Below are 12,687 nucleotides of genomic sequence, written 5' to 3' on the forward strand. Positions count from 1 at the left end.
GCCAGCATCGCGCCGCGCTGGCTGACGCACCTGTGCGGGCCCGTTCTCGTTTCCAGGGACGGATCCCCCGCCCTCCCCAGCTGCCACCGCACTCCGGACGGTTGACGCGGGCTTTCGGTCTGACCTTTGATATGTTTCACGCATCAGCAGCCGGCAGAGGGGTTCCCCGCCGTGGACTTTGAGCTGACCGAGGATCAGGAGACCATCCGCAAGGCCGTCGCCGGTCTCCTGCGTGACTTCGATGACCGCTACTGGATGGAGAAGGATCGCGACCACGCCTTTCCCGAGGAGTTCTACGCGACCGTCGCGGGCGGCGGCTGGCTAGGCATCACGATCCCGGAGGCCTACGGCGGTCATGGCCTCGGCATCACCGAGGCCACGCTCCTGCTGGAGGAGGTGGCCCGCTCGGGCGGCGGCATGAACGCCGCGAGCGCGATCCATCTGTCGATCTTCGGTATGCACCCGGTCGTGGTGCACGGATCCGAGGAGCTCAAGCGCCGTACGCTCCCCCGGATCGCGGGCGGCGACCTGCACGTCTGCTTCGGGGTGACGGAACCCGGCGCCGGACTGGACACCACCAGCATCACGACGTACGCGCGCCGGGACGGCGACCACTACGTCGTCAGCGGCCGCAAGGTGTGGATCTCCAAGGCGGTGGAGTCGGAGAAGATCCTGCTGCTGACCCGGACTTCGAAGGTCGACGAGGTCGAGAAGCGCACGGACGGCATGACGCTGTTCCTCACCGACCTGGACCGCGACCACGTGGACATCCGTCCCATCCCGAAGATGGGACGCAACGCCGTCACCTCGAACGAGCTGTACATCGACGAGTTGCGCGTCCCCGTCGAGGACCGGGTCGGCGAGGAGGGCGAGGGGTTCCGCTATCTGCTCGACGGCCTGAACCCCGAGCGGATGCTGATCGCCGCCGAGGCACTGGGCATCGGCCGGGTGGCACTCGACCGGGCGGTGCGGTACGGCCGGGAACGCGAGGTCTTCGGCCGGCCGATCGGTATGAACCAGGGCATCCAGTTCCCGCTGGCCGACTCGCTCGCCCGGCTCGACGCGGCGGAGCTGGTGCTGCGCAAGGCGACCTGGCTGTACGACCAGGGCCGCCCGTGCGGGCGGGAGGCGAACACCGCCAAGTACCTGTGTGCGGACGCGGGGTTCACCGCCGCCGACCGGGCGCTGCAGACCCACGGCGGCATGGGCTACTCCGAGGAGTACCCCGTGGCCCGCTTCTTCCGCGAGGCCCGGCTGATGCGGATCGCGCCGGTCAGCCAGGAGATGGTCCTGAACTACCTGGGGTCCCACACCCTGGGGCTGCCGCGGAGTTACTGATGAGCCAGGTGACGAAGACGAGGAGTCAGGGATGGAGGGGTCAGGGATGACCGACCGTACGGGACTGTTCGACCTCACGGGCCGCTCGGCGCTGGTGACCGGCGCCGCGGGCGGTATCGGCTCGGCGGTCGCGGGGGCGCTGGCCCGCGCCGGGGCGGCCGTGCTCGTGACCGATGTCGACGGGGCGGCGGCCGCCGCCGTCGCCGGGAAGCTCTCCGCCTCGGGCCTGACCGCCGAGGGCGCAGCCCTCGACGTACGGGACCGGGCCGCGGCCGACAGCGCGGTGGCGCGCGCCGCCGCACTGGCCGACGGCCGTCTGCACATCCTGGTCAACAACGCCGGGGTCACCGCCCCGGCCATGTTCGACAAGCTCGAGGAGGAGTCCTTCCGGCGGGTGGTCGACATCCATGTGATGGGCGCCTTCCACTGCACCCAGGCCGCGCTGCCCTTCCTGCCGACGGACGGCACCGGGCGCGTCATCAACGTCACCTCGTCGGCCGGCCTCACCGGCACCCTGGGCCAGGTGAACTACTCCGCGGCCAAGGCGGGCATCATCGGCCTCACCAAGTCGCTCGCCCGGGAGCTGGCCAGGAAGCGGATCCTGGTCAACGCCCTGGCGCCGCTGGCCGCGACGCCGATGACGGAGACCATTCGCACCGACCCGAAGTTCGCGGAGCGGATGCTCGCCCGGATCCCGCTGGGCCGGTGGGCCGAGCCGGAGGAGGTCGCGGGGGCGTTTGTGTTCCTCGCCTCGGACGCCGCTTCCTTCGTCACCGGCCAGGTCCTGCCGGTGGACGGAGGCATGGTCATGTGACAGTCCGCGCCCCCGCTGTGTTCAATGGTTCAGCCAAAACGGTTGCCCGACGAGAGGCCTGAACCCGTGCCCAGCGCCGAACCCACCTCGCCCTTCCCCCGCTTCGGAACGCTCACCGTGCCGAAGGCGTCGGACGTGCTGGCCGCCGAGGTGCGCGAACGGATCCTGTCCGGGGAGTTCAGCGAGGGTACGGCGCTGCCGCCGGAGCGGCAGCTCGTGGAGCAGACCGGGCTGAGCCGTGCGACCGTACGGGAGGCGCTGCGCATCCTCGAGGTCGAGCGGCTGGTCCGGATCCGCCCGGGGCGCGGGGGCGGGGCCTTCGTACACCGGCCGGGGCGCGAGTCCCTGGCCAGCACGGTGCAGTTGGTCATCCGGGGGCAGCAGATCCGGCTGGAGGCGCTGCACGAGACCCGCGAGGCGATCGAGCCGGCGTGCGCCGCACTGGCGGCCCGGCGCCGCGGCGAGCAGGACCTGGCGGACCTGGACGCCGCCCATACGGAGCTGGTCGAGGCCGGCGACGACGTACAGCGGTTCCTGCGGGCCAACATCCGCTGGCACCACGCGGTGGCCAAAGCGGGGGACAACGAACTGCTCATCGGGTTCCTGAGCGCGCTCTCGGAGTCGATCCACGCGGCCACCAACCTTGAGCAGTTCATGGACGCCCGGATCCGCGAGCTCACGGCCCGCGCGCACACGCGGATCACCGAGGCGATCCGGGCGGGCGACGAGGCGGCGGCGCGGCGGCGGATGAGCCGCCATGTGTGCGGGTTCGCGCGCGCCGCGGCCGAGGTGGACCGGCGGGACCGGGTGGAGCTGACCGAGCCCCAGGGCTGACCCCCCGCGGCCCCGAGAACGCTCGAGAATGTGATTCTCCAATTCGCGCAACACCATTGACACTATCGGTCTGACCTTTAATACCATCGCGGCATGAGCGACGACGTGAGCCCCGTCCTGACCGTGGCCGCCGACGGCGACGTCCGTATCGTCACGCTGAACCGACCCGATCGACTCAACGGCGTCTCCGAAGCACTCCACCGCCGGCTGTCGGAGGTGTGGCGGGAGCTGGCCGAGGACACCAAGGCCCGGGCGGTCGTGCTCACCGGTGCGGGGCGGGCGTTCAGCGCGGGGGGCGACTTCGACCATCTGCGCCGCCACCACCACGACCCGGAGCTGCGGGAGCGGTCGATCCGGCTCGACCGGACCATCCAGACGGAGATGATCCGCTTCCCGCTTCCGGTGGTCGCGGCCGTCAACGGCCCGGCGGTCGGGCTCGGTTGCAGCCTCGCCCTGGGCTGCGACCTGGTCCTGATGGCCGAGGACGGCTATCTCGCCGACCCCCATGTGTCGGTCGGTCTGGTGGCGGGCGACGGCGGGGTCACCCTGTGGCCCCTGCTGACGAGTCTGCTGCGGGTGAAGGAGTACCTGTTCACCGGGGACCGGATCCCGGCGGCCACGGCGGTCGAGCTGGGCCTGGCCAACCGGGTCGTACCCACCGCGGACCTGATGCCCGAAGCGCTCGCGCTCGCCCACCGGCTCGCCGCCCAGCCCGCGGAGGCGCTGCGCGCCACCAAGGCGGCGCTGGCCGCGGTGGTCGAGCAGGTGACGCGCGGCGGCATGGAGGCGGCCCTGCTGGCCGAGCGGTCCACGATGACCAGCCCGGACCACATCCGCATCATCGACGAGCTCGCCTCCCGCGCGCACCGCCGACCGCCCGCCCCTGAGGAGGACTGAGCGTGGAGCCTGAGGAGTTCGCCCTGGTCCGCGCCATGCTGCGGTCTTTCGCGACCCGGTACCGCGTGGGCTCCGCCGACGAGGTGAAGCCGCGGACCCGCGCGGCCGCGCAGCAGGCGCTCGACGAACTCGGCCTCGCGGAGCTGCGCCGCACCGCCCCGCCGGCCGCCACCGTGCAGGAGTGCGCGCTGCTCGCCGAAGAACACGGCAGACAGCCCCTGACCACGTCCCTGCTCGGCACGAATCTGCTCGCTCCGGAGCTGCTGCGGCTGCTCGGGGAACCACCCCCGCCGGCACGGCCGACGATCGCCCTCGCCCAAGACCTGCGCTTCCCAGGGCCCACCACGTCCGCCCTCGTCGCCTGGGACTGCGAGGGCGCCGACTGCGCGCTGGCCGTCGCCCCCGGCGGAACCGTACGGAAAGTCGGTCTTGGCCCGCCCGCGCCGACCGCCGACCTGTTGCGCGGCGTACGGACCGCCTCCGCGGGCGGGGAGGTCGTCGGACGGCTCGCTCCCGAGGCACGGCAGCGCTGGCAGGCGTACGCCCTGGTCGTCGTCACCGCGGAACTCGTCGGCACGGCGGCCTCGTTCGTCGAGCTGAGCGTGGGCTACGCCCGCGACCGGCACCAGTACGGCAGGCCGATCGGCTCCTTCCAGTCGGTGCGGCACCTGCTCGCGGACGCGACCGTGCAGGTGGAGTCCTGTACCAGCGCTGCCCGGTACGCCGCCTGGTGTCTGGACCACGAGCCGCCGGACCGGGCGCTCGCGGCGGCCCGCGTGGCCAAGGCGGAGGTCAACACCTCTGCGGTCGAGGCGGTGTACGCCGGGATGCAGGTGTTCGGGGGCATCGCCCAGACCTGGGAGCACATCGCCCATCTGTATCTGCGCAGGGTCCTGGTGGGCGCGCGGCTGCTCGCGACCACGGCCGACCTGCTGCCCGCCCTGGCCACCTCGGAGGCCACCCGATGACGGACACCGTGACGGACACCCTCCTGGACTTCGGCGACCCGGCGGACCTGGACCGCCTGCGCCGCGACTTCCGCACCTGGCTGGCCGACCATCCGCTGCCCGAGCGGCGCGCGGACGAGCCGGCCCCCGTCTTCCTGCACCGCTGGCACCGTCTGCTGCACTCCGGTGGCTGGGTCGGTCTCGACGTACCGCGGGAGTACGGCGGACGGGGGCTTACCGCCCTCCATCAAGTCGCGATCAGTGACGAGCTGGGGGTACGGGGCGCGCCCGGGGTCCCGCGTATCGGCTATCTCGCCCACGCGCTGCTGGAGTTCGGCTCCGAGGAGCAGCGCGCCCGCCTGCTGCCGCGGATGCTCTCCGGCGACGACGTCTGGTGCCAGGGCTTCAGCGAGCCGGGCGCCGGCTCGGACCTGGCCGCCATGGCCACGTACGCCGAACGCGGCCCGGACGGCCGCTACACCGTCACCGGCCAGAAACTGTGGACGAGTTACGCGCAGTACTCGGACTTCTGCCTGCTCCTGGCCCGCACCGAGCGAACCGGTGCCCCGCACGCCTCGATCTCGGCGTTCGCCCTGCCCCTCGACCGCCCCGGGGTGACCGTACGGCCGCTGCGGGCCGCGAACGGCGACGACGAGTTCTGCGAGCTGTTCCTCGACGGCGTACGCCTTGAGGAGTCCGAGCGGATCGGCGCCGAGGGCGACGGCTGGCCGCTGGCCATGACGACGGTGTCGTACGAGCGCAACGCCCTGGACACCGGGCATCTGTCGAAGTACGGCCTGCTGATCGAACGGCTGCGCCGCCGCGCCCACGAGCACCGCGAAAGCCTCCCGGACGGGCTGCTGTCGGAGATCGGGCGGTGCGTCGTCGACTACCAGGTCCTCGTCGCCCACGCCCGCCGCCGCACCGCCGAACGGCTCGCCGGGCAGGCCGCGGGCCCCAAGTCGTCCGTCGACAAGCTGCTGATGACCCGGACCGAGCAGAGGCTGTACGAGACGGCGCTGAAGGTGTTCCCCGAGGAGCTGTACGGGGACGGGGAGGGCGGCGAGGTCTTCGGGGACTACCTCTACTCCAGGGCCGCGTCCGTGTACGGCGGGACGTCCCAGATCCAGCGGAACATCATCGCCAAGCGGCTGCTGGGCCTGCCCGGCGACGGCCGCCGTTGAACGGAGTCCCGATATGCGACACGACCAGGAGTTCCAGAGCATCCCGAACGTGGTGGCAGTGGCCGCGCGGCGGTTCGCGGACGCCCCGGCTCTCGTCGACGGCGAGCTGCGGCTGAGCTTCCGGGAGCTGGAAGCCCTGATGGTGCGATCCGTGAAGGCGGCGCTCGCGCTGGGCATCGGGCCGGGTGACCGGGTCGGCCTGTGCGGCCCGAACTCGGCCGAGTGGATCGTGGCGGCCCTCGGCATCCAGGGTGCCGGGGGTGTCGTCGTACCGCTCAACACGCGCTTCAAGGCGCGGGAGCTCTCCTACATCCTGCGCAGGTCCGGTGCGAAGGCCCTGTTCGCGGCCGGCTCCTTCCTCGGCACCGACTACCTCGCCGAGCTGAGGCGGGCCGACCCCGAGCTGCCCGCCCTGCGCACCACCGTGTCACTCCCCCAACCGGGGCGACCATGGGATTTTCTGTTGCTCGGGGACGAACTGCCGGCCGCGGCGGCCCACGAGTCCATCGACCGCCTCACCCCGGACCACATCAGCGACGTGATGTTCACCTCCGGCACCACCGGCCATCCCAAGGGCGTGATCCTCACCCACGGACAGTCGCTGCGCGCCTACGGCTGGATGTCCACGGAGTACACCTTCGACGCCTCCGACAGCTTCCTGGTCATCCCGCCGTTCTTCCACTGCTTCGGCTACAAGGCGGGCTGGCTGGCCTCCTTCCTGCACGGGGTGACCGTGATCCCGATGGCCGTCTTCGACGCCGGACGTGCGCTGGAGATCATCGCGAAGGAACGGGTCAGCATTCTGCTCGGCCCGCCCACCATCTTTCACGACCTGCTGAACCACCCCGACCGGCAGGCGTACGACCTGTCGTCCCTGCGCGTGTCCATGACGGGCGGTGCCACCATCCCCGAATCCCTCATCCACGCCATGAAGAAGGACCTGTCCTTCGACATCGTGCTGAGCGCCTACGGCCTGACCGAGTCGACCGCGCTGGTGACCACCACCCGCGTCGGCGATACGGAGGCGGCGGTGGCCCGGACCACCGGGCGCCCGATCCCGGACGTCGAGGTCCGTATCGCCGACGACTCGGGACGCGAGGTGCCACCGGGGCAGGACGGGGAGATCCTGGTGCGCGGCTACAACGTGACCCGGGGCTACTGGGACGACCCCGAGGCCACCGCCGGGACGATCGACGCCGACGGCCGGCTGCACACCGGCGACATCGGGCACCTCGACGCGGACGGCAACCTCGTCATCGTCGACCGCAAGAAGGAGATGTTCATTGTCGGCGGGTTCAACGCCTATCCGGCCGAGATCGAAAAGCTGCTGCTCGGCCACGAGTCCGTCGCCCAGGTCGCCGTGATCGGCGTACCGGACGCGCGGCTCGGCGAGGTGGGCTGCGCCTTCGTCGTACCGGGACCGGGCGCCGACCTCACCGAGGAGGGCGTCATCGCCTGGGCACGGGAGCACATGGCCAACTTCAAGGTGCCACGGCATGTGCGATTCGTGGCCGAACTCCCGCGCAACGCGAGCCAGAAGGTCCTCAAGCACGAGTTGCGCGCGCGGTTCGCGCCCGGGGCGCGCTGAGATGGGCGGCCCGCTGAGCGGGGTCACGGTGGTAGCGCTGGAACAGGCCGTATCGGCTCCCATGTGCACCCGTACGCTCGGTGACTTCGGCGCCCGGGTGATCAAGGTGGAGAACCCGGAGGGCGGCGACTTCGCCCGGCACTACGACGATGTCGTAGGCGGCCTCGCGGCGCACTTCGTATGGGTCAACCGGGGCAAGGAGTCGGTCGCCCTGGACCTCAAAGCCCCGGCCGGGTCGGCGGTGCTGCACCGGCTGCTGGACCGCGCCGACGTCCTGGTCTCCAACCTCACGCCCGGCACCACGGTCAAGCTGGGTCTCTCCCCCGCCGACCTGGAGGTGAGCCACCCCGGCCTGATCGCCGTCGAGATCGACGGGTACGGGCCCGGTGGCCCGCTGTCCCATAAGCGCGCCTACGATCTGCTCGTCCAGGCCGAGTCGGGGGCGTGTGCGGTGACCGGCGGCCCCGGGGCGCCGGCCAAGCCGGGCCCGCCGGTCGCGGATGTGTGCGGTGGCCTGTACGCCGCCCTGTCGGTCATGGCGCTGCTGTACGGCAAGGGGCGCGGACACCCGACCGCCTCCGTGGCGGTCAGCCTGTTCGACACCATGACGGAACTCATGGGGTATCCCCTGACGTACACCCGGCACTCCGGCGTCGAGCAGCAGCCGCTGGGCATGAGCTCGCCTGCCGTATCGCCGTACGGTGCCTACCGCACCGCCGACGGGCAGACGGTCGTGCTCGGCACCACCAACGACCGCGAGTGGCAGCGGCTGGCGCGGGAACTGCTCGACCGGCCCGATCTTGCGGACGACGAGCGGTTCCGCACCAACGCCCGCCGGGTGGAGCACCGGTCCGTCCTGGACGCCGAGATCGCGGCCTGGTGCGCGCGGCACGATCTGGCGTACGTCCAGGCCCGCGCGGATGCCGCCGGAATCGGCAACGCCCGCTACAACACCCAGCGCGATGTCCTGGCCCACCCCCAGCTGACCGCCCGGGACCGCTGGCGGCAGATCGACACACCCAGCGGGCCGGTGCCCGCGTTGCTGCCGCCTCCGGTCATCGCCGGTCATGAGCCGCCGATGGGCGCCGTACCCGCACTCGGGGAGCACACGGACGCCGTGCTCGCCGAACTGGGCTTCCCGGCCGAGGAGATCGCCGACCTGCGCGAACAGGGGGCGGTGCGGTGACCGTTCTGCTGACGAGTGACGCCGACGGCGTCCGGACCCTGACGCTGAACCGGCCGCACCGCAAGAACGCGATCGACGCCGAGCTGTGGGAGGCGCTGCGCGCGGCGCTTGTCGCGGCGGGCGAGGACCGCTCGGTGCGGGCGCTCGTGCTCACCGGCGCGGGCGGCGCCTTCTGCTCGGGCGCCGATATCTCCCAGGGGGTCAGCGGTGCCCATCCCCTGTATCGCATGCGGACGTTGACCGAGGTGACGCTGGCGCTGCACGAGCTTCCGGTGCCGACGGTCGCCAAGGTGACGGGAGTCGCGGTGGGCGCGGGCTGGAACCTGGCGCTCGGCTGCGATCTGGTGGTGGCCACCGAGGAGGCGAGGTTCGCGCAGATCTTCACGCGGCGGGGGCTCTCCCCGGACTGCGGCGGCTCCTGGCTGCTGCCGAGACTCGTCGGACTCCAGCAGGCCAAACGGCTCGCGCTGCTCGCGGAGACGATCGACGCCGAGGAGGCCCGCGCGCTGAACCTGGTGACCTGGGTGGTGGACGCCGGCACGGTGGACGCCTTCGTCGACGGCCTCACCGCACGTCTGGTGGCCGGCGCCCCGGTCGCGCTCGCCCAGACCAAGGCGCTGCTGAACGAGGGCGCCGACCACACCCTGCGTGAGGCGCTGGCGAGCGAGGCCCGGGCGCAGGCGGTGAACTTCGCCACCGCCGACGTCCCGGAGGCGTACGCGGCGTTCGCCGAGAAGCGCGACGCCCATTTCACCGGCCGCTGGGCGGGGCCGGGACGGACAGCCGGACGATCGGAGGACAAGACGTGACGCGGGAAGCGGTGATCGTGGGTGCGGTCCGCACCGCCGTCGGAAAACGCGACGGCGGACTGGCCGGCACGCATGCGGCGGACCTGTCGGCGGCCGTGCTGGGCGCGCTCGCCGAGCGGACGGGGATCGACCCGGACGTGGTCGACGATGTGATCTGGGGCTGTGTGTCCCAGGTGGGCGACCAGTCGAGCAACATCGGCCGCTACTCGGTGCTGGCGGCGGGCTGGCCGGAGACCATCCCGGGGACGACGGTCAACCGGGCCTGCGGATCCAGCCAGCAGGCGCTCGACTTCGCCGTGCAGGCGGTCCTGTCGGGCCAGCAGGACGTGGTCGTGGCGGGCGGGGTCGAGGTCATGAGCCGGGTGCCGCTGGGGGCCGCCAAGGCGGGCGGAATTCCGTACGGCCCGCGGGTCCTCGCCCGGTACCAGGACTTCTCCTTCAACCAGGGGGTCTCGGCGGAGAAGATCGCGCAGAAGTGGGGCTTCTCGCGGGAACGGCTCGACGCGTACGCCGCGCTCTCGCACGAGCGGGCGGCCGCCGCGCAGGACGCCGGGGCGTTCGAGGCACAGATCGTGCCCGTGGCGGGGGTCTCCGCCGACGAGGGGATACGGCGGGGCACAAGCGTCCAGACGCTGGCGAAGCTCAAGCCCTCGTTCCAGGAGGACGGGGTGATCCACGCGGGCAACGCCTCGCAGATCTCCGACGGAGCGGCGGCCCTGCTGGTCACCAGCGCCGAGAAGGCACGCGGGCTGGGGCTCACCCCGCTGGTCCGGTACCGCGCGGGCGCGGTCGTCGGATCCGACCCGGTGCTGATGCTCACCGGCCCTGTCCCGGCGACCGAGAAGGTGCTGCGGAAGGCAGGAATCGCGCTTTCGGAGGTCGGGGTCTTCGAGGTGAACGAGGCCTTCGCCCCGATACCGCTGGCCTGGCTCGCCGAGACCGGGGCCGACCCGAAGCGGCTCAACCCGCTCGGCGGCGCCATCGCGCTCGGCCATCCGCTCGGCGCCTCGGGGGCGGTCCTGGTGACGCGCATGATCCACCACATGCGCGCGCACGGCATCCGCTACGGCTTGCAGACCATGTGCGAGGGCGGCGGCACCGCGAACGCCACCCTCGTCGAACTCGCGGACTGAGGGGGTGGCTGACGTGCGACGCGATGTCTTCACCGCCGACCACGAGGCGTTCCGGGAGCTGGTGCGGGACGTGGTGGCGAAGGAGGTGGTGCCGCACTACGCGGAGTGGGAGAAGGCCGGGCGGCTGCCCCGCTCGTTCTTCGAACAGCTCGGCTCGCTGGGCCTGCTGGGCATGGCCGTCCCCGAGGAGTACGGCGGGGGCGGCCGGCCCGACTACCGCTACAACGTCGTGCTCCAGGAGGAAGCGGCCCGCGCACTGGTCACCCTGGGCACCGTACGCACCCAACTCGATGTCATCCTCCCCTACTTCCTCGCCTACGCCGACGCCGGACAGCGCGAGCGCTGGTTCCCCGGGCTCGCCTCCGGCAAGCTGCTCACCGCCATCGCGATGACCGAGCCCGGCACCGGCTCCGATCTGGCGGGGATCCGTACGACCGCCGTACGCGACGGGGACACCTACGTCCTCAACGGGGCCAAGACCTTCATCACCGGAGGACTGCTGGCCGACCTGGTGATCGTGGTGGCGCGCACATCGGCCGACCCCGGCGACCGGCGGGCGGGGCTGACGCTGCTGGTGGTGGAGGACGGTATGCCCGGGTTCACCCGCGGGCGGGTCCTGGACAAGATGGGCATCAAGGTGCAGGACACCGTGGAGCTGGCCTTCGACGACGTGCGCGTGCCGGTGGCCAACCGGCTCGGCGAGGAAGGCAGGGCGTTCGAGTATCTGGGGCGCAATCTGCCGCAGGAGCGGATGACGGTCGCGGTCGGCTCGGTGGCGCAGGCCCGGGCGGCGCTCGATGCCACGATCGCGTATGTCAAGGAGCGCACGGTGTTCGGGACGCAGGTCGCGTCCTTCCAGAACACGAAGTTCGAACTCGCCGCCGTGGCCACCGAGGTCGAGGCCGCGCAGGCCATGCTCGACCGTGCCGTGCTCGACCTGGTCGACGGTCGGCTCCGCGGCGCCGACGCCGCGAAGGTCAAGCTGTTCTGCACGGAAGTGCAAGCCCGTGCCGTCGACCGATGTCTTCAACTCTTCGGCGGATACGGCTACATGCTGGAGTACCCGATCGCGCGGCTGTACGCGGACGCGCGCATCACCCGTATCTACGCCGGGACCAGTGAGGTCATGAAGGTCATCATCGCCAAGTCCCTGGGGTTGTGAGCCATGTCCGTGCACGACTTGCACGACTTCGCCGACCGGCCGGGTGTCGCCCTCGTCGCGGGCGGCACCGGCGGCATCGGAGCGGCCGTCGTCCGGCTCCTCGCGGAGCGCGGCAGCGGCGTCGCCTTCACCTACCGGTCGAACAAGGAAGCGGCGGACGCCCTCGTCGGCGAGGTGACGGCGTACGGCCGCCACGCAGGCTCCGTGCGCGTGGACCTCACCGATGAGGCGGCCACCGCGCGGGCCGTCGCCGAAACCGCCGCGGCGGGCGGCGGTCTGCACACGCTGGTGTACGCGGCCGGGCCGCACGTCCCGATGAGGCATCTGAGCAGGGTCACGCCCGCTGAGTACCGTGCCCAACTGGAGGCCGACGCGGTGGGGTTCTTCAACCTCGTCCATCCCGCGCTGCCGCTGCTGCGGAAGAGCCGGGGCAGCGTCGTCGCCGTGACGACGGTCGCCACCCGCCGCTTCCCGGTCCGCGACGGGCTGTCGTCGGGCGCCAAGGGAGCGGTCGAGGCGGTGGCGCGCGCCCTCGCCGCCGAGGAGGGGCGGTACGGCGTCCGCGTCAACTGCGTCGCCCCCGGCATGCTCACGGACGGCATCGCGGCCCGGCTGATCGACTCCGGCGAACTCGACGAGGACGCACTCGCCGTCACCCGGCGCAATATCCCGCTGCGCCGGTTCGGCCGGGCGGAGGACATCGCGGAGGCGGTCGCGTTCCTCGCCTCGGAGCGCGCCGGGTTCATCACCGGCCAGGCGCTGGGCGTGGACGGCGGGTACAGCGTCTGAGGCGAC

The 12,687-nt window shown here is 71.8% G+C and carries 12 protein-coding genes; all 12 read left to right on the forward strand.

The annotated features are described in order from the left end of the window. The first annotated feature begins 171 nt into the window (after window positions 1-171). Complete coding sequence (locus ACWDSL_RS17955) at window positions 172-1,338, forward strand: acyl-CoA dehydrogenase family protein (RefSeq protein WP_450486388.1); 1,167 nt, start codon at window positions 172-174, stop codon at window positions 1,336-1,338. 46 nt (window positions 1,339-1,384) lie between these two features. Beyond that, a complete protein-coding gene (locus ACWDSL_RS17960) occupies window positions 1,385-2,152 on the forward strand; it encodes an SDR family NAD(P)-dependent oxidoreductase (RefSeq protein WP_450486390.1) in 768 nt (255 codons plus the stop codon). 66 nt (window positions 2,153-2,218) lie between these two features. Further along, complete coding sequence (locus ACWDSL_RS17965) at window positions 2,219-2,986, forward strand: FadR/GntR family transcriptional regulator (protein ID WP_450486392.1); 768 nt, start codon at window positions 2,219-2,221, stop codon at window positions 2,984-2,986. Window positions 2,987-3,079: 93 nt separating this feature from the next. Then, window positions 3,080-3,883 carry an enoyl-CoA hydratase/isomerase family protein gene (locus tag ACWDSL_RS17970; protein ID WP_450486394.1) on the forward strand — a complete coding sequence of 268 codons (804 nt, stop codon included), beginning with the start codon at window positions 3,080-3,082 and terminating at the stop codon, window positions 3,881-3,883. Window positions 3,884-3,885: 2 nt separating this feature from the next. Continuing rightward, complete coding sequence (locus ACWDSL_RS17975; protein WP_450486396.1) at window positions 3,886-4,851, forward strand: acyl-CoA dehydrogenase family protein; 966 nt, start codon at window positions 3,886-3,888, stop codon at window positions 4,849-4,851. Beyond that, window positions 4,848-6,014 (forward strand): acyl-CoA dehydrogenase family protein, encoded by a 1,167-nt coding sequence (locus ACWDSL_RS17980; protein WP_450486398.1) that lies wholly within the window; start codon window positions 4,848-4,850, stop codon window positions 6,012-6,014. The genes ACWDSL_RS17975 and ACWDSL_RS17980 overlap by 4 nt, the downstream gene beginning before the upstream one ends. Before the next feature lie 13 nt (window positions 6,015-6,027). Continuing rightward, complete coding sequence (locus ACWDSL_RS17985) at window positions 6,028-7,602, forward strand: FadD3 family acyl-CoA ligase (protein ID WP_450486400.1); 1,575 nt, start codon at window positions 6,028-6,030, stop codon at window positions 7,600-7,602. A 1-nt stretch (window position 7,603) separates the two neighbouring features. Beyond that, on the forward strand, window positions 7,604-8,788 hold the full coding sequence (locus ACWDSL_RS17990) for a CaiB/BaiF CoA transferase family protein (protein ID WP_450486402.1): 1,185 nt from the start codon (window positions 7,604-7,606) through the stop codon (window positions 8,786-8,788). Then, a complete protein-coding gene (locus tag ACWDSL_RS17995) occupies window positions 8,785-9,597 on the forward strand; it encodes an enoyl-CoA hydratase/isomerase family protein (protein WP_450486404.1) in 813 nt (270 codons plus the stop codon). The genes ACWDSL_RS17990 and ACWDSL_RS17995 overlap by 4 nt, the downstream gene beginning before the upstream one ends. Beyond that, a complete protein-coding gene (locus ACWDSL_RS18000; protein WP_450486406.1) occupies window positions 9,594-10,730 on the forward strand; it encodes a thiolase family protein in 1,137 nt (378 codons plus the stop codon). Before ACWDSL_RS17995 ends, ACWDSL_RS18000 begins: the two co-directional genes overlap by 4 nt. A 13-nt stretch (window positions 10,731-10,743) precedes the next feature. Beyond that, window positions 10,744-11,892, forward strand: a complete 1,149-nt coding sequence (locus ACWDSL_RS18005; RefSeq protein WP_450486490.1) for an acyl-CoA dehydrogenase family protein — start codon at window positions 10,744-10,746, stop codon at window positions 11,890-11,892. 3 nt (window positions 11,893-11,895) lie between these two features. Further along, the gene (locus ACWDSL_RS18010; RefSeq protein ID WP_450486408.1) at window positions 11,896-12,681 is read left to right on the forward strand and encodes an SDR family NAD(P)-dependent oxidoreductase; all 786 of its coding nucleotides are present in this window, start codon (window positions 11,896-11,898) and stop codon (window positions 12,679-12,681) included. Window positions 12,682-12,687: the final 6 nt, after the last annotated feature.

This window comes from Streptomyces sp. NPDC000941 (genome assembly GCF_053599555.1).